General features: G+C 34.2%; 20 protein-coding genes and 1 pseudogene. 1 reads left to right on the top strand and 20 read right to left on the bottom strand.

Translation table 11 applies throughout. From position 1 onward, the window contains the following. Positions 1-64: 64 nt before the first annotated feature. From OEW74_RS10685 to OEW74_RS10665, 5 genes are all read right to left on the bottom strand, one after another. Complete coding sequence (locus tag OEW74_RS10685) at positions 65-2,836, bottom strand: glycosyl hydrolase (protein ID WP_265428472.1); 2,772 nt, start codon at positions 2,834-2,836, stop codon at positions 65-67. Between the two features lie 243 nt (positions 2,837-3,079). Continuing rightward, positions 3,080-4,402 carry a rhamnogalacturonan acetylesterase gene (locus OEW74_RS10680; protein ID WP_265428471.1) on the bottom strand — a complete coding sequence of 441 codons (1,323 nt, stop codon included), beginning with the start codon at positions 4,400-4,402 and terminating at the stop codon, positions 3,080-3,082. Positions 4,403-4,404: 2 nt separating this feature from the next. Then, a complete protein-coding gene (locus OEW74_RS10675; protein WP_265428470.1) occupies positions 4,405-7,260 on the bottom strand; it encodes a glycoside hydrolase family 2 protein in 2,856 nt (951 codons plus the stop codon). Further along, positions 7,257-8,633: a glycoside hydrolase family 28 protein gene (locus OEW74_RS10670; RefSeq protein WP_265428469.1), complete on the bottom strand. Its 1,377-nt coding sequence runs from the start codon at positions 8,631-8,633 to the stop codon at positions 7,257-7,259. The genes OEW74_RS10675 and OEW74_RS10670 overlap by 4 nt, the downstream gene beginning before the upstream one ends. A 605-nt stretch (positions 8,634-9,238) precedes the next feature. Continuing rightward, positions 9,239-9,805, bottom strand: a complete 567-nt coding sequence (locus OEW74_RS10665) for a Crp/Fnr family transcriptional regulator (RefSeq protein WP_265428468.1) — start codon at positions 9,803-9,805, stop codon at positions 9,239-9,241. Between the two features lie 132 nt (positions 9,806-9,937). Here OEW74_RS10665 and OEW74_RS10660 point away from each other — a divergent pair, with 132 nt between their 5' ends. Continuing rightward, a complete protein-coding gene (locus OEW74_RS10660; RefSeq protein WP_265428467.1) occupies positions 9,938-10,564 on the top strand; it encodes a chloramphenicol acetyltransferase in 627 nt (208 codons plus the stop codon). A gap of 81 nt (positions 10,565-10,645) precedes the next feature. Here OEW74_RS10660 and OEW74_RS10655 read toward each other — a convergent pair whose 3' ends face one another. The 15 genes and pseudogenes from OEW74_RS10655 to OEW74_RS10600 all read right to left on the bottom strand — a co-directional run bounded on the left by OEW74_RS10655 (position 10,646) and on the right by OEW74_RS10600 (position 24,322). Then, complete coding sequence (locus tag OEW74_RS10655) at positions 10,646-11,899, bottom strand: efflux RND transporter periplasmic adaptor subunit (RefSeq protein WP_265428466.1); 1,254 nt, start codon at positions 11,897-11,899, stop codon at positions 10,646-10,648. A gap of 1 nt (position 11,900) precedes the next feature. After that, complete coding sequence (locus OEW74_RS10650) at positions 11,901-16,265, bottom strand: CusA/CzcA family heavy metal efflux RND transporter (RefSeq protein WP_265428464.1); 4,365 nt, start codon at positions 16,263-16,265, stop codon at positions 11,901-11,903. Positions 16,266-16,422: 157 nt separating this feature from the next. Then, positions 16,423-16,749, bottom strand: coding sequence for a DUF6660 family protein (locus OEW74_RS10645; protein WP_322645545.1), 327 nt, complete (start codon positions 16,747-16,749; stop codon positions 16,423-16,425). Between the two features lie 103 nt (positions 16,750-16,852). After that, entirely contained in the window at positions 16,853-18,151 is a 1,299-nt protein-coding gene (locus OEW74_RS10640; RefSeq protein WP_265428462.1) for an HlyD family secretion protein, read from the bottom strand. A 56-nt stretch (positions 18,152-18,207) separates the two neighbouring features. Continuing rightward, positions 18,208-18,390 carry a bacteriocin-like protein gene (locus tag OEW74_RS10635; protein ID WP_265428461.1) on the bottom strand — a complete coding sequence of 61 codons (183 nt, stop codon included), beginning with the start codon at positions 18,388-18,390 and terminating at the stop codon, positions 18,208-18,210. An 18-nt stretch (positions 18,391-18,408) separates the two neighbouring features. Then, a complete protein-coding gene (locus tag OEW74_RS10630) occupies positions 18,409-18,579 on the bottom strand; it encodes a bacteriocin-like protein (RefSeq protein WP_185681227.1) in 171 nt (56 codons plus the stop codon). A gap of 63 nt (positions 18,580-18,642) precedes the next feature. After that, positions 18,643-18,828, bottom strand: a complete 186-nt coding sequence (locus tag OEW74_RS19715; RefSeq protein ID WP_332595984.1) for a bacteriocin-like protein — start codon at positions 18,826-18,828, stop codon at positions 18,643-18,645. A 76-nt stretch (positions 18,829-18,904) separates the two neighbouring features. Beyond that, entirely contained in the window at positions 18,905-19,117 is a 213-nt protein-coding gene (locus tag OEW74_RS10625; protein WP_265428459.1) for a bacteriocin-like protein, read from the bottom strand. 110 nt (positions 19,118-19,227) lie between these two features. Beyond that, positions 19,228-21,423, bottom strand: a complete 2,196-nt coding sequence (locus tag OEW74_RS10620; protein ID WP_265428458.1) for a peptidase domain-containing ABC transporter — start codon at positions 21,421-21,423, stop codon at positions 19,228-19,230. Positions 21,424-21,496: 73 nt separating this feature from the next. Continuing rightward, positions 21,497-21,655: a hypothetical protein gene (locus OEW74_RS10615; protein WP_265428457.1), complete on the bottom strand. Its 159-nt coding sequence runs from the start codon at positions 21,653-21,655 to the stop codon at positions 21,497-21,499. A 63-nt stretch (positions 21,656-21,718) separates the two neighbouring features. Further along, a pseudogene (locus OEW74_RS19710) lies at positions 21,719-21,766 on the bottom strand (bacteriocin-like protein); the annotation flags it as partial. Positions 21,767-22,236: 470 nt separating this feature from the next. Further along, entirely contained in the window at positions 22,237-22,398 is a 162-nt protein-coding gene (locus OEW74_RS10610) for a bacteriocin-like protein (protein ID WP_164463126.1), read from the bottom strand. A 10-nt stretch (positions 22,399-22,408) separates the two neighbouring features. Then, positions 22,409-22,555, bottom strand: a complete 147-nt coding sequence (locus tag OEW74_RS19705) for a bacteriocin-like protein (protein ID WP_204535963.1) — start codon at positions 22,553-22,555, stop codon at positions 22,409-22,411. A gap of 30 nt (positions 22,556-22,585) precedes the next feature. Next, positions 22,586-22,729, bottom strand: coding sequence for a bacteriocin-like protein (locus OEW74_RS10605; protein ID WP_265428456.1), 144 nt, complete (start codon positions 22,727-22,729; stop codon positions 22,586-22,588). 90 nt (positions 22,730-22,819) lie between these two features. Continuing rightward, positions 22,820-24,322: a vitamin K epoxide reductase family protein gene (locus tag OEW74_RS10600; RefSeq protein ID WP_265428455.1), complete on the bottom strand. Its 1,503-nt coding sequence runs from the start codon at positions 24,320-24,322 to the stop codon at positions 22,820-22,822. Positions 24,323-24,337 lie beyond the last annotated feature (15 nt).

Raw genomic sequence — 24,337 nt, 5'->3', positions numbered from 1 at the left:
AAGTTCGCAAAGGCGTAAACTCAGCTAAGAACACAAAGATTGTAAATTGCAGACTGTCATTAAATTATTTTGAGAAATATACCGGAATTAATTGAATTTCACCATCCAGACCGGAAGGCTGAACTTTCCAGTTGGATGCATCGAATGGTTTGTAATCGATGTTTACAAAATTGATTTCATGGTAATTTCGCCACTGGATTTTATTCTGGTCCATATAACGGATTCTGTTTGCCATCAGGTTTGAAACTTCAATCTGAATGATATTTTTCCCTTTTTTCAAATATTTTCCGACGTTGATTTCAAACGGAAGATTCCAGACAATTCCGGCATCTTGTCCGTTGATAATGACTTTTGCACTTTCATACAATTTGTCGAATTTCAGTACAAAATCGTCGGCTTTTTTATTTAATTTAAATGATGTTGTGTAAACTCCAGTTCCCGAAAAACTCTGCGTTGAAGCATCGTCTGTGAAATTGGTCCAAGGTTGAAGTTTGTCTAAAGTTTTTGACTTCGGAAGTTCGGGACCGCCTTCCTTGAAGGTCAGTTGCCAAGGTTGGTTTAAAACAATCGGAGCGTCTGTTTTCTCAATGTATTTCCATTTTGAAATAGAATTATCCGGAATTTCTAAAGCTTTTATAATTAAAGATTCTCCTGATTTTAATTGAACTTTTACCGAATTATTCTGAGTTTCGGCAACTCCAAAATCTCCATTTTCAGGATTCATCAAAGCAATTTGTTTTCCAACAAAATTCAGCGGAATATTCTGATTAATTTCTTTGGAAGTGTGATTGACGATGTAATAGTATTTTCCGTTATCGAACTTTCTTCTGACGAATTTCAATCCTGTATCGGTCAGTTTTTCTCTTTCAATTTTTAAATATTCTAAGGCTTTTTCAACATCAGAACTCAAAACGATTTGTCCTTTTCCGAATGTTGCTGATTTTAAAATTCCTTCCTGCTGAAAAGAAATTTTAGACCATAAAGACTGTAATTCATTTCTTCTTTTTTCAAATTCAAAAAATCCCTGAACGTCTTTCGGCTCACTTTGAAAAATCACAGAAGCTCCATTTTGAGCCAGATTTAAAATATTTTTTAAAGTTGATTCAGAAAAATAATTTAGTTGTGGAATAATTAAAACTTTATAAGAACCTCCATTTTTTGAAACCTGAATATTCTGATTTTCAAACTTCGCTTCAGAAATCATCTTATCCGAAATCATATCCAAAGAATAGCCTGATTTCCCTAATTTTTCAAGATTTTCATAAAATACAGTCGGATGCAACCATTTTTCAATATTGTGAATTTTAAACGCCATATCTTTTCCTTTCGGATTTGCCCATTGGTCATAAATAGGCCAATACATCAGGATTTCGTTGTCTGATTTTCCATTTTGTAAAACGGATTGAGTTCTTTCGATGTATGAATTTAAACCTTTAATATTTGGCCACGAAGAATTTTCCGGAACAAAATTAGTCGAAGCATAAAACAACCAGCCCGGAAACTGAACATCAGCCGGCGTATAAGTCGTTCCGTGATAAAAAATGTGGTTGATTCCTGATAGAAAAATTTGCTCGGCTTCCGGTTTTACCTGTGACCAAGACGTTTTAAAATGTTCCGTCAACCACGTAAAAGATTCATTAGAAATCAAAGGTTTTCCGGTAATGTTTGCCGCCGAAGAAGCGAATTTCAGCATATTAATATCAGGAATTTCCTTGGTGTTGATGTCTTCCACATTCCTTTTCAAACCCTGAATATCAAATTTTGTACTTCCGAAAGTTTCAGATTCCGGGATATCGACTGCAGCGTACAAATCCAGTAAATTTCCGGGCGAACCGTGTGCCTGATTGGTATTTTTCGAGTTTTTGGAATGAGCCCAATTGGTGAAATTTTCAGTAAAATTATGTAGAATCAGTTCGCTCATTGTTTCACGATAATCAGATTTTATTCTTCCTGACAATTCGCTTTCTTCATCACTCACCAGATATTTGATGTATGGACTCAAATCGTACCCTCTTCTTTTCTTAAATTCATCTTTAAAATCAGCCGTCCAATCTGCGTTGTAAACTTCGTAACTGTCATTGAAAAACGAACGGATTCCATAGTTTGAATTTCCAAAAGCTTTATCGAAAGTTTTGAGATAATCTTTCGTTGCATCAGGAGAAAAATGGTCTAATGTGTAGCCATCGCCACCCGGAGCGGCACGTTTTACTTTTTGTAAAGTTTTACCGATAAAAACTGCGTAAACTGTCCATTTTCCGGAGGTTGGTTTCCAATTTAAAGTTCCGTCTACATTGATTTTATCTGTTAAAACTACCGCTTCATTTTTCTCGTTGTAAGCCGTTACAATATCCAGTTTTACTGTTTTTAAGTTCTTCTGTTTTTCGTCTTTCAGAACAATCTTTTCAGAAAATTTTTCATTTGGATTAATTGCATAGTTCTGAACAATCATTTTCGTTGCAGCATCTTCTTCACCAACTTGCGGTCCGCCAATTGGCCAGCCCGTTCCGACTGCCATATCAACGCCCATTTTCAGACTTTTAGCTTTGTCTGTAGTGAATTGCAACATTTTCATCCATTCCGGAGAAAGATAATTGATGTATTTGTTTTCGAAACCTTTTGCGCCGTAAATCGGGACAATTTCTACTCCTCCAAAACCTGCTTTAGAAAGTGTTGTAAGTTGTTTATCCAGACCTTTTTCGTCAACGGCACTTCCCATCCACCACCAACGCGTCCACGGTTTTGCGGTCTCGGTAGTTTTTGGCCAGGGATTTTGTGCGGAAAGATTTCCGAAAGCAAAACAGATGACACTGAGTTTTATGATATTTTTAAATTTCATTTTTTTAACTTTTTATTTTGAACCACAAAAGTCACAAAAGTTTTTATACACATTAGTTATTTTAAGTTTGTGATTCGACTTTTGAGAAGAACACTTAAGTTTTGAAAACCTTGGTTTTCATTTTTAAACCTTTGCTTTAGGCGTTTGTCATTTCGAGGAACGAGAAATCTATTTAAAATTGAGATTCTTCACTACACTTCGTTTCGTTCTGAATGACAAACTGCATATCTTTATTCACAGCAATTAATTTCCATCGGGTTTTAAAGATTCCATAAAAACAGATTCCGGCCAATGGAATTTTTTAATATCATCAGGTTTATTTGGGTTAAAATTTTTATAATTTTTTGAAATAAATTTCTTCAAAGGCAAGTTTTGGTCAACGATAGATTTCACTACACATTTCGCCAATTCATAAGCTCCATAAGGATTAAAATGCGTATCATCCGCCAAAGCTGTTGGTTGATTTGGGTAAGAATTCGCAGGATAATAAACAAATGCTTTCTTCGCCGCTTCCGGTCCCATTGCTTCGAATAGGGTTTTGCTCAACGCATTCAAATCAATTAAATCAACTTTTTCTTCTTTCGCAATTTCCCGCATTGCATCAGGAAAATCATCTAAAGTATTCACAATTTTATTGTTTTCATCAAAAACCCGACGGTTCATAGAAGTTACCAAAACCGGAATTGCACCCAGTTCTTTGGCTTTTAAAATCCATTCTTTCAAACGTTTTCTGTAGCCGGATTTCGTACTATTTCCTGCTTTTTGGTCATTGTGTCCGAATTGAATGAACAAATAATCTCCCGGTTTTATTTTATTCCAGATTTTATCGATTCGATGGCGGTCTTCAAAGGCTTTTAAGGTTTCTCCACTTTCGGCATAATTGGCAATTACCACTTCATTTGGAACGAAAAAATACGGTAACATTTGTCCCCACGAAGCCCACGGCTCGTACTGCGCATCCACAACTGTTGAATCGCCAGTTAAATAAATGGTCTTTGCCGTTTTGTTGGGCTGAATAATGACTGAACAAACTTTCGGAGCTTTATCATTAAATTCAATCGTTAAAAGATTGTCCCAGTGTAAATATTTTGTTTCTCTTGGTTTTAATTTTACAATTCCGATTTTTTCGCCATTTTGATTTCGGATAATGCTGTCTTTTACATGAACGGTAATTTGTTTTTCAACAATTTCACCATGTTTTGTTTTAATATCATTCAACATCAAACGACGGTTTTCTACACGGACTGTGGTTTCAGAACCTCTTTTTGTATCCCCAAGATTCAGTTTGATATCATAATTTCCTTCAGGTATCACCATCGAAAAATAAAAAGGCTTGTCACTTGTAATAAAATCTCCGGTCAAAGCATTGCCGCCGTTGTCAACAGATTTTAAACCCGAAATATCCATAAAGCCGTAACCGATTTTTCTGTCAAATTTTGATGTTGAATTAATTGGAATGAAACCTTTTTCAACTCTGTTTCCACCAAAATCAAATTTGAAAGTTGTTTGTTGAGCAAACATCAACGAACAAATAAAAGACATTAAAAATCCTAATCTATTTTTCATTATTAATCCGTTAAAATATTTTCTTTTGGCATGGTAAACTGTTTATTTTCATCGCCCAAATCCGGCAATCCGAAGTAGAAATACAAAGTTCTTTTAAACGTTCCGTTCAGATGATTTGGTTCGCTTTCTAATCCTAAAGATTCGGTTTTATCGTTAATATTAAACGCTAAAACAGTTCCCAACGGTGGAATTGCATCCAAAAATGAAATATTTCCGCTTGGCAATTTCGGATAACCTTCCGCTCCGTAGATTCCGTAAAAATCAAAAAGTCTGACGAACATTTTTTCTTCTTTTGTTCCGATTGTTATTTTTCCTTCTGCAGTATCCAACTGTAGCCACGAAATATCATCAAAATAGCCTTTAAATTCAGGATAAATCCATGGTGATTGTCCTGTTCTTGTTGAGTTTTTCAAATTCTGCCAAACATTATAAGTTTGTCCTTGTAAACGGTTTTTCCAAACGTGATAAGGTCCTTTTCCGAGCCATTTTGCGTTGATGACATAATTTTCAGGATAATCGAAACTTACGCCCGAAAAATGATAATCTCCGGACAAAGAATATTCATAATTTAATTCTAAAATTCCGTTTGGATTTAGTTTCCAAATTATTTTGTTTCCGTTTTTATAATTGACTTCAATCAGTTGATTTTGTCCTTCTACAAAAGATTTAATGGATGATAATTCCATAGTTCCGTTTACGAAAACAGGTCCATTTTTGAAGGTCATTTTTTTGCCTTTTCTATCGACAATGACTGATTTTAATAAGCCATCTTTTTTCCCGATGGAAAATTCTTTTTCGTCTGATTTTAAAATAAATAATGAATCGTTTTCTATAATCGAGACTGAAAATTCTTTGATTAAAGCTTTTGAAAATTGTTTTGAAATCCCATCATTTGACTTCAATTTCCAAGTCCAAGTGTAAATTTCTTTTCCGAAAATATCGGTTGCTGTAAGGAATAAAGCATCGTTTTCTTTCCAATTTTCCGGTAATCGAAGATTGAGCTGCCCTTTTTCTGTAGGCTTAATATTTGGTAAAGATACTTTCCTCATGTTAGCCAAATCAAATCCTGCTTCTGAATCAAAAGGATTTTTAAATTTCACTAATTTCCATTTAAACTGTAGCTCATTAATATTCGTAAAATGATAACGGTTTTCCACGGGAATGACTCCATTAAAATCATTTGGTAAGGATTTCAAATCAATTTTTACCGGACTGTAAATTTCACGGATGGCGTAAAAACTGCCTTCTTTCTCACGATGTGGCCCCAAAACTCCGTCGGGAGCGTTAATTGCGTTCACATCAATCTGATTGTTAAAATCCGTTCGTACCAAACCTTCATCCACGAAAGCCCACAGAAAACCGCCCGCTCCTTTTTTTGAGTTCCAATGCAGTTCCCAATAATCAGTTAAAGAAGTTCCGCCACCGCCGTCATCTTGTGCGTGTAAAAACTCGGTCGGCATATAAATATTTTCGCCTTCAAGGATATTTTTTGTGCTGTAATAATCTTCGTAATGATTGCAGTCGATTCCGTTGAAAGCATTTCCTGGTTTATGATGTGCGTGAATTACAGGTCGATTTGACAAGTCATATTTTGCAAATTCGGAATCCAAATCAAAATTATGTCCGCCTTCGTTTCCGTTGCTCCAGAAAATAATGGAAGGATGGTTTGCATCTCTTATAACCATTTCTTTCACCAGCTTTTTGCCAACTTCTGTGCTGTATTTTTTTTGCCAACCTGCCAATTCATCCAAAACATATAAACCGAGCGAATCACAAATTTTTAAAAATGATTTATTCGGTGGATAATGAGAGCAACGAACGGCGTTCATATTCATTTCTTTGATGAGCTGAACGTCCATTAAATCGATGTCTTCATTGACTGCTCTACCCGTTTCCGGCCACCAAACGTGACGATTGATGCCTTTCATTTTTACCTTTGTTCCGTTGATAAAAATTCCGTCACCTTTTTTGATTTCTATCGTTCGAAAACCGAATTTTTCTTCGGACTGAAAGATTGTTTTTCTGTTTTTGTTTAAAGTGAATTTTGCTTTGTACAAATTCGGTGTTTCCGCCGTCCAAAGTTTTGGGTTTTTAAGGGAGAACTGAATCTGTTTTAAAGTATCTCCTTTCTGAATTTGAACCTGAGATTCGCCGACTAAATTATTTTTAACATCAAATAATTCAACCTTTATAGTATTGGCGGATTGGATTCCTTTTAAATAAATATTTGAACGAAAAGTTCCGTCTGCTTTTGCATCAATCGCTGTCCAGGAAATATGTTCTTTTGAAGTTGCTTCTAAATAAACAGGTCTGAAAATCCCGCCCAAAACCCAATAATCAGCGAGACGTTCTGCATTGTTGACCGATTTATCAGCCGACATTTTGGAAACTTTGACTTCTAAAATATTTTCTTTCCCGAAATTTAATTTATCTGAAATATCATATTTAAATTCATAAAAAGCACCCTGGTGAATTGCTCCGGCTGATTTTCCGTTGATTTTCACTTCGGTATCGGTCATTGAACCTTCAAAAACGATGTTGATGGTTTTTCCTTTCCAGGAATTTGGAACTGAAAAATGGTGTTTATAAAAACCTACTTCGTCATTAAATTTAAAATTTTTGCCGTAGGTTACATAATCTCGTCCGTAATTGTATGAACCAAAACCTTGCTGTTCCCATTGAGAAGGAACCTGAATTTTATCCCAGATTCCTGATTTTCGTCCACCGTTTATCCAAAAATCCCATTCTTTGGTATGCTCAGAATCTTTCCCGCTCAGGAATTGGATTTCCTTAGATTGAGAATGCAATAATTGAGAGCATAAACATAAAAGAACGAATATTTTGGAAAAACAACTCATTTTGCAGCAATATCGGAATCGTCTTTTTTATCGTAAGATTGTGTGAGAGAAGCAACTTGCTCCACCTTAATATTTTTTTGTTTTAAATTCTGAATATAATTCAGGTTTTGCATTTCAGGTTTCAGAACTTTAACTTTAAAATTTTCAAAAGTGAAATCTTTTAAATCAAACAAATCTGATTTTTCAATAGAAAACGCTGTTTCACAACTTAAATCAATGTTTTTGATAGTAATATTATTTGCCAATCCTTTTCTCGGTCTTTCTTCGCCTTTTAAATCAAAAAACTGATTCCATCCTTTTGCGTAAATGAAGGTTTTTACATTTCCTTTGATATTTTCTAAAGTGATGTACTCATAATGTTGAGGCGTGTCTGGACGCATTTTCAAGTGCAATAACCTTGATGCATCTTTCACCGTAGAATTTCTGAAAATAATGTTGTAGTTGTGAATCGATTCGCTTCCACAAGTAAGCGCAGAATGGCAGAATCCGAAAGTATTGTCTTCGATGATGATGTTTCTGTTTTCTCCGTTATTCGGGTCAACATCTGCTTTTGGACCTTTTCCGCCTTTCAAAGCAATGGCATCGTCGTTTACCGACATATAACAGTTTTTAACTAACAAATTTGAACAGGCATCGATGTCGATGGCGTCTGTACTTGGTGCTTTTACAGGTTCTTTTGGCGCTAAAATCGTTAAGTTTAATAATTTTACAAATTGAGATTTGTAATAATGCGTGCTCCAGAACGGCGAATTTTTCACGGTAATTCCTTCAATCTGAATATTTTTTGAATTGGAAACATAGATAATTCTCGGTCTCATTTCATCCATATTGGTACATTTAGGATTCCATTCTCTTCTTTTCCAGAATGATTTCCAGAAACGAAGTCCGTTTCCATCCAAAGTTCCTTTTCCTGAAATTGTGAAGCCATCTAATCCGTCTGCATTGATTAAAGCCGGAAAATATTTCACAGTTTGACCTTCCATTCTGGTTGTCACTACAGGAAAGTCATTGATATCATCACTTCCTTTTAATTTTGCTCCGTTTTCTAAATATAAATGTGTGCCTTGTTTAAAGAAAAGCGAACTGATGAGAAAAGTTCCTTTTGGTATAACGATTACACCTCCGTTTTTTGAAGCTTCATCGATAATATTCTGAACCTGTTTTGTCTGAAGAATGGTACTGTCATTCTTTACACCAAAATCTGTGATGATGTATTTCTTACCTAGTTTATTGATGTCTGTTGGTTTGTTTTCTTTAAACCATTTTGGAATTGCGGTTCCGTCCGGGAATTTATCCTGACTTTTTAATCCGGTTGAGCATAAAGCGAGAATCAAGAGAGAGCCAAGAAATTTGGATGTATTTGGAAATTTCATAATGTATTTATATTGCTGTATGATTTTGATCCTTGTGAATAGTTGTTTAAAAAACACAAAAATCAGTAAAATAATTTTCAAATTGATTATCTGTAAATTATCACAATACTTTATTTAACGCAAAGTTCGCAAAGATTTTTTTACTACTAACTGCTTTTAAAATTCGCAAAGGCGTTTGACTTCGTCGAATCTTCGATTTCACTCAGCAAAGAGTCCAAAGGCATTTGAATAATGACATATTACAAACAATTAGAAAGAAAATTATTCTTTCATTTCATTTTCATAAAAATAAACATTCCGAGACTTTACAGCATCCTGCTCTTTCATGTTGGAGAATTTGAAAGAAATTTGATATACAGGAAACCAATATTATGACTTTAAAAAATAATTTTCTCGCTGATTGGGCAAATTAAGCAGATTTTAAAAAGTCTATTTAAACTAATTTTAGATTTAACCGCAAAAGGAACAAAAGACAATTATAATGCTATTATTAGATAATCATAGCTCTCAAAAGAATAAAAATCAAAGATTTTTAAAGGTTTTGCGTACTTTTCCCCTTTTTTACTCATAAAGTTTAAGCAATTTTGAAAGTAAAAAACTTTGCATCAATCAGCTAAATTTTTCAAACTTCGATTTAAACTTCTCACAGAAATGCCTAAATACGCTGCTAAATCTTCTTTAGAAAGCTGAATATCCTGTTTTGACTGAAGTTCTAAAAGTTTCCGTAAACTGTGCTCAACTGTGTATAATTGTTGGAAAGACGCCCGTTTTGAAGTATTCACAATGCGTTCTGCAAAAGCATCGACGAGCAGAGCATTGAGTTCTAAATTATTTTTTAACAACTCGCGAAAGTAAGGAACCGACAACGCATACACCGAAGCATCGGTCATCGCTTCGATATTGCATAAACAGGGAATGTTTCTAATGCATTCTATCTCGCCAAGAATTTCACCTTTTCCTAAAAATTCAAGAATAAATTCTTTATCGTTTTCTTCACTGAAATAGCATTTTACAATCCCATCTTTCATCAACATGACTTTGGATGATTTGTCGTTCTGCATCAAAAGTCTTTCTCCTTTTGCAAACTGTTTCAAAATCACGTCTTCTTTTCTCTCCTGTTTCTCGTAAAGTTTTGTAATAAAATCTAAAAATGTCTGGTTTGTGCGTAACATATTCTTATTTGGGACAAATGTCCTTTCGGGATTTTTTATATAGGTTGAAATTTGCGGCAGAAAAATACACAATACTGCTGAGAAATAAAATTAGTGATTCTCATCAATTTTTAATATAAAATTTAATAAAATATGAAACAGCTTATTAAGCAAGAGGAATGGAAAAGAAAAGACCATTTTCTATTTTTTTCAAAATTTGAAGAACCTTTTTTTGGAGTAAACATTACGATCGACTGTACTTTAGCCTATCAACAAGCAAAGGCAAAAGGAAACTCTTTTTTCCTTTATTATCTGTACAGATCTTTAAAAGCTGCCAATGCAATAGAAAACTTCCGTTATAGAATTATTGATAAAGAGGTATATCTGTTTGATCAGATCAATGCTTCTGCAACCATCAACAGACCCGATGAAACCTTTGGTTTCTCTTATATGGATTATGATAAAAACGAAGAATTATTTAACCAAAATGCAAAAGAAGAAATTGTAAGAGTACAGCAATCTACAGGCTTGATTCCTGCAGGTTCGGGAGAAAATGTTATCCATTTTTCTGCTGTTCCGTGGTTTGATTTTACTTCACTTTCTCATGCAAGAAGTTTTACATTTCCGGACAGTTGCCCCAAAATATCTTTTGGTAAAGTAACCGAAAATAATGGTAAAAAATTAATGTCTGTCTCTATTCATGCGCATCACGGATTGATGGATGGTTTTCATATTGGATTGTTTGCTGAAAAGTTTCAGGAATTGATGAATGAAATATAGCTTCAAGAATCATAATTAAAAAACACCGTCTGTGAAATTTGCAGACGGTGTTTTTATTTAAATTAAATTTTTGAACAGAAATCAATGTTCGTGATCGCCTGAATTTGATAATTTGGCATTCACGAAAAAGGCACCTTTTGTAACTACAGATGCATCTGCAGGAATTTCGGTAACAGTAGTAATTGCTGTATACCCCATATCGGAAGAACCTTTTACAACTTCTATTTTTTCAAAATTGACTGTTTTAGATTCTTTTTGGTTTGCTTTCTCTTCGTGTGCATGTTCACTTTTTTCTTCAGCGTGTTCTTCAGGTTTTTTATTTGTTTTAATAAAAATATAATATTTGCTGTCTGCTTCTACAATCGCTTCATTAGGAACTGCTGGTGTCGTACTTTTATCAAGACTTACAATTCCTGTGATGTTCATTCCATCGATTAATCCGGCTTTATTTCCTGTGACAGAACAATGTACAGAAATGGTTTTGCTTTCGTTTTCAAAAGATGAACCAATGCTGAATATTTTTGCATCGTACTCGGTTTCCGGGTTGTTGGTCAGTTTAAAATGAACAATTTGCCCGACTTTCATTTTTGGTAAATCTTTTTCAAAAACCTGTAAATCGAGATGCAGAGAACCATTATCAATCACATCAGCAACCGGTGATGAGATATCAACGTAACTTCCTATCTGCGCAGAAATATTACTTACCGTTCCGCTAATTGGCGATGTAATGACCAAACCTGAACGTAAATTACCATTATTCACATTGGCAGGATTGATTCCCATAATCTGAAGCTGTCTTTGTAAAGATGATTTTTGAGTTCTTAAAGTTTTCAGTTCGGCATCAGAACTTTGCAGATTTTTCTTTGCACCGGCATCATTATCAAACAGTTCTTTTTGTCTTCTGTATTCCTGTTCAGCAAACGCAATTCTGCTTTTCACCGTAAGATATTGCTCTTGTAATTGAATATATTCAGGATTGCTTATCGATGCGATGACCTGACCTTTTTTTACAAAATCCCCAATCTGAACATTCAAAGTCTTTATAATTCCGCCATACATTGAAGTGATAGTCGCTTTATTATTGTTTGGAACCCGTAATGTACCATTTGCTTTAATCGTGGAAGTCAGTTCTTTTAATTCAATTTTTCCTAAAGTAACACCCACGCTTTTTATTTGCTCTTCGGTAAGACTCGCAATCGTTTGAGGGGCTTCTTCGCCGTGTTCTTCGGTTTGTTCTGTCTTAATTTCACCTTCAGGTTCTACAGTTGTTTCTTTTTTTCCGCAGCTTACGAGAAAAATAAAAGTAAGGGTGATATAGATGATATTTCGTTTCATTTTATTTGTTGATTAAAGAATTAATGATGATTACAGACTGATTGACCTGTTGTATAGACTCCAGATATTTCAGCTGAATATTGGTTGCAGTCTGCAAAGCAAATAAATATTCAACGTAAGAGATTTCTCCCGTTTTATAACCGAGTTGCCCTGCCTTAACTATTTTTTCAGCATTTGGTAAAGCCTGGTCAACGTAATATTGATATTGCTGAATGTCTTGCTGATATTGGTTTAATGCATTTTCCAACTGAGCGGTCAATTGTTTTTGCTGTTGTTTCGCATTCGATTCTGCCATTTGTTTTTGATATTCTAAAGACTGAATTCGTGCTTTGGTTGCTCCAAAAGTCAACGGAATCGCAATTCCGATGCTTGCAACACTGAAACGGTTTCCTGCATCATAATATTTTTCCTGACCATTCAACGTATGAAAACCTATAATCGACTGATTGGTATAGCCTAAAGTAAACTCCGGCAAACCTTGTGACTTTTCAACATTTTTATTCTTATCGGCAATTTCCATTTCCTGATAAAAAGCTTTTACCGTTGGATGATTGGCAATAGCAGTGCTGTCCAGAACATATTCTGCTTTCAAAGGTTCATAATTTTTATTGAAAGTAATCTGAATATCATCATCCGTATTCAGAAGGGTTTTCAGGTTTTTGTAGGCATTATTAAGATAAATTTTATTCTGATTTAATAATAAATTGATTTCCCCTTTCTGCGTTTCTGCAGTGCTTATTTCTATTTTTTTGATGTCACCTGCATTAAATCTTACCGTTGCAATCCTGATAAAATCCTGATAAAGGCTATCCAGTTTCAACAGTTTGTTTTGATTATAATGCAGATATTCAATTTGATAAAAATATGTTCTCACCTGTTTTGCAAGCTCATTAACCGTAATTTCTTTGTTAATTTGTTTTCCTTTTATTTCCTGCGCAATCAATTCTTTTCTCGCTTTAAATAAAGTAGGAAACGGAATACTTTGTGAAATAGAAAACGACTGGTCAAATTTCGGACTGTTGTATTGTCCCAATTGTGCATTGAAACTCAATTTGGGAAGTTCATTTGCCGTTGGTTTCAGGCTTTCAGAAACTTTAACGTCCAAGTTTTTAGATTTTATTGAATAGTTATTATTCAGCGCCATTTCTGTCGCCTCTTCTACCGACAGAGTCTTTGTTGTTTGAGCCGTCAATGTTTGTCCAAATAATAAAAAACCTAAAATAATCACTGTCGTTAAAGGTTTCATTTTGACATTCTTAATATTGAATTTTGTGCTGAAAATAATGTAAAGCATTGGTAAAACGAATAATGTAAGGAAAGTTGCCGTTATCAATCCGCCAATCACAACGGTTGCCAAAGGTTTCTGAACTTCTGCACCAGCTCCGGTGGAAATCGCCATCGGAAGAAATCCTAAAGAAGCAACCGCTGCAGTCATCAAAACCGGACGAAGCCTAGTTTTAGTTCCTTCAAAAACACGTTTCAGAATATCAGTTTCTCCATCTTTTTCTAATTGATTGAAAGTTCCAATCAAAACAATTCCGTTTAAAACTGCAACTCCAAACAATGCGATAAAACCAATTCCTGCACTGATGCTGAATGGCATATCCCGAATAATCAATGCGAAAATACCCCCAATTGCACTCATCGGAATGGCTGTAAAAATCAAGACGGCTTGCTTTAAAGATTTAAATGTAAAATAAAGCAGCATAAAAATTAATAAAAGAGAAACCGGAACAGCAATCATCAATCGTTTACTTGCAGCCTGTAAATTCTCGAATTGCCCGCCATAAGTGAAGTAATAACCAGAAGGAAGCTTTACTTTATCATCCAGTTTTGCCTGAATATCTTTCACCACACTTTCCACATCTCGGTTTTTCACATTAAAACCGATTACGATTCTACGTTTTCCTTCTTCACGACTTATCTGTGCCGGACCGAGTTTGTAACTGATATTAGCGACCTGAGAAAGCGGAATCTGATTTCCCGAATTGGTGGAAATCATCAGATTATTCACATCATCAATATTGGTTCTGTGAAGGCTGTCTAAACGAACAACCAAATCAAAACGTCTCTCATTTTCAAAAACCAAACCTGCGCTTTTACCTGCAAAAGCGGTACTTAGCGTGTTATTGACATCTTCAATATTCAATCCGTAGTTCGCCATTCTTGTTCTGTCGTATTCTACATTGATTTGTGGTAGTCCGCTAACGCGTTCAATCTGAGGTTGAGTTACACCATCCACCGATTGAATTACATTATTGACCTTATTCGCATAAATCGCAAGAGAATCCAGGTTTTCACCAAAAATTTTCACCGCAACATCCTGACGAATTCCGGTCATTAATTCATTGAAACGCATCTGTATCGGTTGATTTTTCTCAAAGAAAACACCGGGAATGTTTTCCAGTTTTTCAGAGATTTCGTCTGCTAATTCATCGTAAGATTTTTTTGTTTTCCATTCTTTTTGTGGTTTTAAAACAATAATCATATCCGTTGCTTCCGGCGGCATCGGGTCGGTAGGAACTTCGGCAGAACCTGTTTTTCCTACAACCATTTTTACTTCATCAAACTGTTTAATAATTCTTGATGCCTGCATCGATGTTTCCACACTTTGGGTAAGCGAACTTCCCTGTGGCAAAATACAGTGAAATGCAAAATCTCCTTCCTGCAATTGTGGGATAAACTCACCTCCCATTCTGCTGAATATAAAAATACTGACTGCAAATAATGCAACAGTAGCCGAAACTAAAACATATTTTAAACGAAGTGCTTTCTGTAATAAAGGCTGGTAAATATTCTGCAACCTGCGCATCATTTTATCTGAAAAATTTTCTTTTGTGGAAGGTTTTTTAGATAAAAATAAGGCACTCATCATCGGAATATAAGTCAATGATAAAATCAAGGCTCCTAAAATTGCAAAACCTACTGTTTTTGCCATCGGTGTAAACATTTTACCTTCTACTCCAACCAAAGTTAAGATAGGAATGTAAACGATGAGAATAATAATTTCACCAAATGCTGCACTATTTCTTATTTTTGAAGCGGAAAGAAAAACTTCTTCATCCATTTCTGCCTGCGTCAGTTTTTGAGTCGATTTTCTGAGCCCTAAATGATGAAGTGTAGCTTCTACAATGATGACTGCACCGTCTACAATCAGTCCAAAATCGATTGCTCCAAGACTCATCAGGTTTGCACTTACGCCAAAGACATTCATCATTCCAAGCGCAAAAAGCAATGCCAATGGAATTGCTGAAGCAACGATTAATCCGGCTCTGAAATTCCCAAGAAATAGCACAAGAACAAAAATGACAATCAATGCACCTTCAATTAGGTTCTTTTCGACCGTATTGATAGCTCTTCCCACCAAATCTGTTCTGTCTAAAAATGGTTCGATAACGACATCTTTGGGTAAAGATTTTTGAATCGTCGGGATTTTTTCTTTTACCAGATTTACCACTTCATTACTGTTGGCTCCTTTAAGCATCATTACAATCCCTCCTACTGCGTCAACTTTTCCGTCAAACGTCATTGCTCCATAACGTACTGCGCTTCCTAATCTTACATCGGCAACATCTTTTATAAAAATCGGAACACTGCCTGTGTTGTTCTTTACAGCAATGTTTTTTATATCTTCAAGAGAAGCGACAACCCCAATTCCACGGATGAAATAGGCATTCGGTTTTTTATCGATATAAGCTCCTCCTGTATTCTGATTGTTTTTTTCTAATGATGTGAAAATATCAGTCACACTTACACCCATCGCTTTCAGTCGGTTAGGGTCAATAGCGACTTCATATTGCTTCAACTCACCGCCAAAACTATTGACTTCTGCAATTCCCGGTGTGCCATTAAGCTGTCTTCTTACAATCCAGTCCTGCATTGTTCGCAGTTCTTGAGAAGAATATTTGTTTTCACTTCCCTTTTTAGGATGCAGAATATATTGATAAACCTCACCTAAACCGGTACTTACAGGAGCCAATTCAGGAGTTCCGATGCCTTTTGGAATTTCTTCTGCAGCTTCTTTTAGTTTTTCACTGATAAGCTGACGCGCAAAATATACATCAACATCTTCTTTGAAAACAACGGTTATAACCGATAATCCAAATCTGGAAATACTTCTTGTTTCTTCGATATCCGGAATGTTTGCAATGCTTTGCTCAATGGGAAAAGTAACCAGCTGCTCTACTTCCTGACCTGCAAGTGTAGGACAAACCGTGATAATTTGCACCTGATTATTGGTAATATCGGGTACAGCATCAATCGGTAATCTAGTTGTGCTCCAAACACCCCAAATTATCAACAACAAAGTCATTATTCCAACGACAATCTTGTTTTTGATGCTAAATTTTATGATTTTATCTAACATAGAATTTTATTTAATTTTTATTGACCTAATCTCTTTCCTGCATCAAATAATTGATACATTCCTGAAATGCAAAAATGACTAAGAATACCATGCAATGATATTGCAAAGTTTTCCTAAAGGTTTTGATGAAAGAATTCTTTCATCTGATCGTTAAAAATTAAATTTTGGGAGGTTGCCAAATATGGTCGTAAACCTGATAGGCAATGTTGTTTCTATGAAAAAGAATTTTTTTTGAAAAATAGGCTTTTACCTGACTAGGAACTTCTAAAAAAGGTTCCATTTTAAATGCAGTTACCGTAATTTGGCAACAGCTGCAAAAGCAGAAAGGAGAACAGCCATCATCTATATTATGAGAATGAGAATCCTCAGTATTGAGTGAAATTTGGGTATGATTATCTTTTCCAGATTCAGCTTTGACATCACTGCACGGCATAATCAGCAGTGCAATGAAATAAATTGTCAATATAAATCTTAAAAGTTTCACTTAGCAAAAATAGAAAAATAGTTTGTATAAACTGAACTTTTATTGAAGTTCAGTAGTTTAAAAGTCAGTTAAAAAGTAAATTCAAAATAATGATGTTATATTTTTAAGACTGATAGCCCAACAGTTTTCTAATCTGGTAGAAAAACCTTTCAATTAATCTTAAATCCTGTGTTACGATTTCGGCATTTCCTCTCAATTCTTTGTCGAATTTCAATGTTTTATTATAGGAAGTTTTTAAGCCTTTAGGAAGAACAACATCCACGTAATAATTTCCTTTATCATCCGGAATTAATGAAATATTTTGAACTTTTCCTTCGATGATTCCATATTCCTGAAAACGGTAATTGTCTAATTTAATCAACACTTTTTCACCCGGAATAATCTTCCCAGAATTGGCTGTAGGAACCGACATTCTTCCAACTATTTGCTCTGTATGATCCGGTAAAATAGATAATATAGGATCACCTGCTTTTACAAACTGATTTTCACCATAAAATTGCTGAAAACTTGCCATTCCATCAGTCGAAGAAATAATAAGATAGTTCTGTTCCCATTGTTTCAAAGATTTTCGCAATTGCTCGAATAATTGAAGGGTTTGAGATGAATACGTGATTTTATCTTTTTCTGTATTAATCGCTGTTCCGCTTTTTGTTTTATTGAAATTAGAAATACTTTCCTGTAATTGAGAAAGAGAAATATTTAAGTTTTCTAAGTTTTGTTGAGCCTGAAGATATTTTATTTTTTCATTTTCTAATTCTACCGCAGCAATCACGCCCTGATTAAATAATTCCTGTGATCGTTGATAGCTTTTACGGGAAAGTTCAGCTTTTGCAACTTCCAGATTTTTTTGTTGTTTTAAAGTAGCAATTCTGCTTCTCGATTCTGATATACTAAGGTTAGTGGCAATATTTTCCGGAGCATAGGGTTGTAAACGAGTAAATAAACTCTCATCCTGAAAAGCTTTTGCAAAACTATTGTAATCACCCTGAAGTTCGCCCAATTTGAAATGAGAAGCCTCTTTAATCGGAAAAGAAAGCAACTGATCTGAAGCAATAGAATCTACGAGTTTTTTAAGTTTTAAAACATCCTGATAATTTGCTGTAGACTGCAGAACCATCATTACATCACCTTTTTTTACTTTTTGGTGATCTTTGATAAATATTTTTTCAATTTTTGAGCTGCTTCTTGCTTCAATTTTTTCAGGCGGATTTTGCGAAGTCACCACAATAGGAGCCGGAACAAATTCCGGATATTTGATGATATAACTCATTGCAAGAATGAGCAACAGAATAATAAATATAATCGTATTTCCCCATCGGAACATCCAATGTGGTGGTTGTGTGAGAATATCCTGAACGCTTTCTGAGCGTAGTTCTATATTGTCTAAAATGTCTTTTTTCACGTTTGTATATTTAAAGTTAAACCCTCAAAAATGAGGATTTAACTTTTATTTTCAAATTAAAGACCATAAAGTCTTTTACACTCGCAAGCAATATGACCTGCATTTTCTTCATGATAACAAAAATCATCAGGAAGAGCTTCTACAAATTGAGTCATGTGTTGATAACAATAAGCCCTAGTTGGTCCACCACCTTTAAGATTTTTTAACTCGCTTCTATTTAATTTTTTCAAATTTTTCATAATAAATTTGTTTTTTAATTATACTTCCGGAGCTAAACATATTGGATCTGTACCATTCGGACAACGATCTAAACACTTTGTAGGCACCCATACTCCATTAATACGACAAGCACCCCAATCATTTTCCCCATAACCTCCGCCATGGATCTCTTTCAAATTCTTTTTTGAAAGTTTTTTTAAATTTTTCATATTGATAAATTATTGTGATATTATTTAGTCTAACTTTTTTCTGAAAATAATCAATTTATAAAATTAATCACAAAAATTTTGCTCTATTCTGTAGCAACAATCGAGACACATTATATACCCAGAATTACATGTTCCTTTCGGGGAACCACTCCCACTATAATTCGGATCACAATATAGTTGCCAATCTCCATGACCGCTTCCAACTACATTTTTTAATTCATCTCTTTTTAGCTTTTTTAAATTTTTCATAATAAATTAGTTTGATTTTGATTTCCCTACTCTTTTATAGCTTTTCGGGTAACGCTTTTAATAAATTTTCATCTCATTAAAGACCAGTCTGACATTCTTGCGGGTCGTACATATTTTGATGAATGCATGATCCTCTTTCTGGACACCACACTAGTCTACAAGGACAAGCATAACCTCCATCTTCTGGAATTTGGTCACCAGGAACAAAGTGAGCAAAACAATCATCAGAAAGACCTCCTCCTTTAATGTCTTTCAATTCTTTTCTTGAGATTTTTTTCAAATTTTTCATAAAAATTATTTTTTTTGGTTTTTCCTACTCTCTTATAGCTTTTCGGATAACGCTTTTAATGAGATTTAAATATAAAAAATAATTCCGATATAGATGAATTATTTTAAAATTTAATTACCCAATTCCAGTTGATTTTTAACGAGTCTGTAATATTCTCCTTTTAAAGCTACCAGTTCCGCATGATTTCCTTCTTCTACAACTTTGCCCTTATCTAATACAACAATTTTATCGGCATGTTTTACGGTTGATAATCTGTGAGCAATGACAATCGCTGTTTTGCCTTTGAAAAACTGCTCCAGATTTTCCATAATTACTTTTTCATTATTTGCGTCTAAAGCTGAGGTTGCTTCATCAAAGAAAATATACTCCGGAGATTTGTAAACAGCTCTTGCAATGAAAAGTCTTTGTTTTTGTCCGCCACTTACACCAACTCCCTCATTTCCTATTTTTGTGTTATAACTTAACGGTAAATCTTCAATAAATTCTTTGATATTGGCAATTTCTACAGCTTTTCTCAATTTAGATTTATCTACATAATCTTCTCCGACTGCAATATTATTGGCAATGGTATCATTGAAAACATAGCCTTCCTGCATTACCACACCGCACTGATCTCTCCAGAATCTTGGTGAAATATTTTTCATTTGGGTATTTCCAATTCTGATTTCACCTTCGTTAGGTTCATAAAACTTCATTAATAATTTCAGCAATGTCGTTTTACCGCTTCCACTGGCTCCAACGATTGCCGTTGTTTTTTGGTGAGGAATATTTAAATTTAAATTTTCAAAAACAAATGCATCTGAACCAATATATCTGAAAGACATATTATTGATTTCTATGTCTTTATCAGGAATTTCCGTTGTATACTGATCATCTTTACTTTCCTCGTCTTCTTTATCATGAATTTCGCGTAGTCTTTCCAAAGAAATTTTAGCATCCTGAGTTTGTTTTACAAAATCGATTAATTGTAATAAAGGACTATTCAATTGTCCAATAATATATTGCACAGAAAGCATCATCCCTAAAGTAAGATTTCCTTCCAAAACCAATTTAGCAGAAAGAAAACTTACCAGAATATCTTTCATTTGGTTGATGAAATTTCCTCCAACCGATTGCCATTGCTCTAATGAGAGCGATTTTATTTTAAGTTTAAAAAGTTTTACCTGTAAAAATTCCCAGTCCCATCGTTTTTGTTTTTCGGCGTTATGCATTTTTATCTCCTGCATTCCGTTGATAAGCTCAATAACTTTACTCTGTTCCTGCGAAACCTGTGAAAACCTTTTATAATCAAGCTCTTTTCTTTTGTTTAGGAAAAACGTAATCCACCCAATGTATAAAGCCGCTCCAACGATGTAAACAATAAACAGACGATAATCATAAAACAGCAATACGATACTGAAAATAATGAGGTTGACTAATGAAAACAGTGTATTCAGAGAAGAATTGGTCAGAAGCTGTTCGATTCTGTGATGATCATTAATTCTCTGCATAATATCTCCGGTCATTCTTGTATCAAAGAAACTAATTGGAAGTTTCATCAATTTAATAAAGAAATCGGAGATGATTGAAATATTGATTCTTGTTGAAAGGTGAAGCAAAATCCAGCTTCGGATAACTTCAATTCCCATTCTGCCCAGGAAAAGCATCACTTGAGCGAGAAGAACAAGATAGATAAAATTCAGATCCTGATTCTGAATTCCGACATCTACAATACTCTGAGTAAGGAAAGGTAAAATAAGCGACAATAAACTTCCCGCTAATAATCCTACCGCTAACTGAACAATTAACGATTTATATTTTAGTAAGTATTTAGACAGAAAAGAGAAACTGGCTCTACTTTCTTGTTCATCAAATTCGGTTTGGAAAAATGCTGGGGTAGTTTCCAGAATCAAAGCAATTCCTTCTTCTGTATTTTCGTTAGCGTTTTCGCCAATCCATCGCTTGATAAATTCTTCTCTGGAATAGGTAATCAGTCCGTAACTCGGATCTGAGATATACACCAAATTATTTTTATCGATTTTATAGACAACCACAAAATGATTTTTGTTCCAATGAACGATGCATGGGAAAGGAACTTCTTCATCCAATGTATTAAAATCAACCTGAACTCCCAAAGAACGGAAGCCTAAATCTTCGGCAGCATCGCTTAAACCAAGCAAGCTGCTTCCTTCACGGGTGGTTTCTGAAAGGTTACGAATTTGTTGCAGGGAAATACTTTTTCCGTAATGTTTGCTGACAATTCTGAGACAAGTAGGGCCGCAATCTTTAGAATCGGGCTGGATGTAATTTGGGAATTTTTTTTTCAAAATAATAAATTAAAAAAGTCCGTATTCAAATGAATTTAATACGGACCATTCTTTTAAAAACTTTTTTATTCAATTAGAGGCCTCCTTCTCCAGAAAAACCGCCAAATTGATCACAGTTGTTTGAGATAGATGCAATTATAGCATAATTACCTCCATGATAACATTGTCCGCAGATCCAGTTACCTCCCGTTCTTACGCAAGTACACTGTTCACCCATATAGACGCCGTACATGTTATGATTAATAGGTGATTCACAAGCATTAGTACCAGAATTGGAAAGACCTCTTTCTCCAGCAAAAATTGATTTCATACTTTCTCTCGAAATTTTTTTTAATTTTTTCATTATTGTAATTTTATTTTTTTCCTACTCTATTAGCTTTTCGGATACCGCTTTACTTATTTCAAATATAAAAGAAATATTTCAATCTTTAGAACTGCTTAAGTTAAAAAAAGTTAAAATTAGTATTTATATGAGAAGAATATTTTCATTTACCATCAATTCATTAATATAACAGTGAACATTTTCACAATTACATTTATGTACAACAAAAAATAGTTGAGTACTTTAGTTAAATTAAATCTTGAGAAACTTTTTTAGGAGGTGATTTGAATAATAAATTGATTTTTTTCATCTCATCTTAATTAATTGCAAAGTCTATAATCCGTGGTTATTCCTAAAAATGTAATCGACTTAAGAAGAAGAATTACAAAAATCAAAATTTTAAAACAAAAACTTCAATAAAAATATATCAAAAAAGAGGCTAAATGCACAGCCTCTTTCTTTAAAATGAGTATTATTATTTATAAAATTCTCTATACATATTGTGGGCATACTACTGCCGGGCAAATCAATTTTGGACATTTAATTTGTCCAGGAGGCGGACAACAGATGTTTACGCATTGTTTTACGATTATTCCACCGCTTCCGGTAATATTTTTCATCTGGTTTCTTGAAATTTTTTTTAAATTTTTCATATAATTATTTTTAAGATTCTACGGGACATGGTGCAAAACAATAAATGTTGGGACATCTTTTTATTCCTGGAGGAGGGCAACATGCCTGAGAACAAGTTGAAGCTCCTCCGTTAATGTCTTTCATCTGACTTCTTGAGACTTTTTTTAAATTTTTCATAATAGATAGTTTGGTTGATTTGATGGTTCATTAAGGTTGGTTTCCGCCGCCACATCCGTCGTATGGCATACATTTCCATTTTCCGTTGATCAGGCAAAGTTGTCCGCCTGTGCAGACAATACCTCCCTGAATGGTTTTCATTGCCTGTCGGTTGATTTTTTTAAGGTTTTTCATAAAGATTGAATTTGGTAATTTCCTACTCTTTTTAAGCTTTTCGGAATCCGCTTTTTAATTCGTATAAAATTAATCAATTTTATTTTAAACTTAAAAATCTTCATCTTCAATCAATTCCCCAATGAAATAATGAATATCGTCGCGGTCATATTTATCCGGAAACTGATAACCATTAATAATGAAAACAGGAGTAAAATTAAGTCCGGCAGAACTATTTTCAGAAGTCATCTGAATAATATTTGTAAGATCTTCCGGATCTTGTGTTCCGGATTTTATTTTAATTTCGCCCTCATCTTTATTTTTAAACCAAGTATCGATCGTATTTAAAAAATCTTTTTGTGATTTGTTTTTGTAAATACTCAAAAAGTCGGAAATAAGCTGGGTATATTTTTCGCCAGCACTTTCACCTAAATAATTAAATCTTATCTGTGCAGAGATATCATCCGGATATTTTGCTAATAAATCCTCAAGAATTTTATGCGCATCTTTACAAAATCCGCAATAAGGATTTGAAACTACCGAGATATGAAGTTTTGCGTCCTTGTTTCCCAAAAAGAAAGTGTTTTTATCTGAAAATTCAATTTTTTCTTTGTCTAAAAGCTCTCTTTTGAACAAATCATAATTTCTCTTGAATCTAAGGTTTTTTGCATTCGACTTTTTAAGTTCTTCTTTTTGGTTCATCAGATTATTGACAAAAGCAATCGTAAAAAACAAAGATATAAATGCAACTGCACCGATAAAAACAATAGGTAAAGAAACTGCCAAGTCGAAATAGAAAGAACTCACTGCAATCTGCGCCAACAAAATAAAAATAATAAAGAGACACACTCTGCAAAGTGATTTTTCTACAAAAGTCTGAACATAAAGTGAATATAAAATCACGACAACTGAAATCAGTGAAATAATTTTTAAAACAAACTGAGCGCCCGGAAATAAAAGACCGATAAAAGTCATTCCCAAGAAATAGATTAAGCTAAAATCGGAAAGCTTTAAGCCTAAAATATTTGTTTTATCAGCAGAAAAAATGGTTGCACATGAGCTTTTAGAATTACTATTCGGCGCTCCGCCACAAATATTGCTTACAACAACAGATTCTTGCCCGAATTTCTGATTAAAAAGCTCCAAAGAAATATAAACTCCCAGTAACGACAATAGATTGAAAATACCTTCGTACCAAGTGAACTGCAGGAATGAATAGAGAAGAATTATCCCGAAAATTGCATAAATAAACGGTTTGAAATTAAAAAATGATGTTGACTTTACATTCTCTGTTTTCTCAAAAAGAAGTACAAAATCATCCGAATTTTTGTAAAGCTCTTCTTTATTTAGATTTTTTACTTTATCGGAATAGATAGTAAAATCATTTTCCTTCTTTTTTACTAAAGAAAAAGAATTGTTGACCAAGGCCATAAATTCATCAGGTAATTCGTCCCAATACTCTTTATCCAGTTCATAGGCATCATTTTTTAAGCCTAAAAAATTAAGGGTGTCGCTAAAAGCTAAAGCGGAAGGATAATTGGGATGGGAATTAAACTGAAAATAAAATTCTTGCTTGTCTAGTTTAAAATGGTCTATTAATTTGTCGAAGTTCATTGAGTGATTTGGTAA

It is taken from the genome of Chryseobacterium sp. YIM B08800 (assembly GCF_026163565.1).
In the GTDB taxonomy this organism is placed as follows: domain Bacteria; phylum Bacteroidota; class Bacteroidia; order Flavobacteriales; family Weeksellaceae; genus Chryseobacterium.
The sequence above is the reverse complement of the archived record's forward strand: the minus strand, read 5'-3'. Positions and strand labels throughout refer to the sequence as shown.

Excerpts from the sequence above, each read along its gene's own strand:
- OEW74_RS10685 (WP_265428472.1), bottom strand. The coding sequence starts at position 2,836 with ATGAAATTTAAAAATATCATAAAACTCAGTGTCATCTGTTTTGCTTTC.
- OEW74_RS10680 (WP_265428471.1), bottom strand. The coding sequence starts at position 4,402 with ATGAAAAATAGATTAGGATTTTTAATGTCTTTTATTTGTTCGTTGATG.
- OEW74_RS10675 (WP_265428470.1), bottom strand. The coding sequence starts at position 7,260 with ATGAGTTGTTTTTCCAAAATATTCGTTCTTTTATGTTTATGCTCTCAA.
- OEW74_RS10670 (WP_265428469.1), bottom strand. The coding sequence starts at position 8,633 with ATGAAATTTCCAAATACATCCAAATTTCTTGGCTCTCTCTTGATTCTC.
- OEW74_RS10665 (WP_265428468.1), bottom strand. The coding sequence starts at position 9,805 with ATGTTACGCACAAACCAGACATTTTTAGATTTTATTACAAAACTTTAC.
- OEW74_RS10660 (WP_265428467.1), top strand. The coding sequence starts at position 9,938 with ATGAAACAGCTTATTAAGCAAGAGGAATGGAAAAGAAAAGACCATTTT.
- OEW74_RS10655 (WP_265428466.1), bottom strand. The coding sequence starts at position 11,899 with ATGAAACGAAATATCATCTATATCACCCTTACTTTTATTTTTCTCGTA.
- OEW74_RS10650 (WP_265428464.1), bottom strand. The coding sequence starts at position 16,265 with ATGTTAGATAAAATCATAAAATTTAGCATCAAAAACAAGATTGTCGTT.
- OEW74_RS10635 (WP_265428461.1), bottom strand. The coding sequence starts at position 18,390 with ATGAAAAATTTGAAAAAATTAAATAGAAGCGAGTTAAAAAATCTTAAA.
- OEW74_RS10630 (WP_185681227.1), bottom strand. The coding sequence starts at position 18,579 with ATGAAAAATTTAAAAAAACTTTCAAAAAAGAATTTGAAAGAGATCCAT.
- OEW74_RS19715 (WP_332595984.1), bottom strand. The coding sequence starts at position 18,828 with ATGAAAAATTTAAAAAAGCTAAAAAGAGATGAATTAAAAAATGTAGTT.
- OEW74_RS10625 (WP_265428459.1), bottom strand. The coding sequence starts at position 19,117 with ATGAAAAATTTGAAAAAAATCTCAAGAAAAGAATTGAAAGACATTAAA.
- OEW74_RS10615 (WP_265428457.1), bottom strand. The coding sequence starts at position 21,655 with ATGTACGGCGTCTATATGGGTGAACAGTGTACTTGCGTAAGAACGGGA.
- OEW74_RS10610 (WP_164463126.1), bottom strand. The coding sequence starts at position 22,398 with ATGAAAAATTTAAAAAAAATTTCAAGAAACCAGATGAAAAATATTACC.
- OEW74_RS19705 (WP_204535963.1), bottom strand. The coding sequence starts at position 22,555 with ATGAAAAATTTAAAAAAAGTCTCAAGAAGTCAGATGAAAGACATTAAC.
- OEW74_RS10605 (WP_265428456.1), bottom strand. The coding sequence starts at position 22,729 with ATGAAAAACCTTAAAAAAATCAACCGACAGGCAATGAAAACCATTCAG.
- OEW74_RS10600 (WP_265428455.1), bottom strand. The coding sequence starts at position 24,322 with ATGAACTTCGACAAATTAATAGACCATTTTAAACTAGACAAGCAAGAA.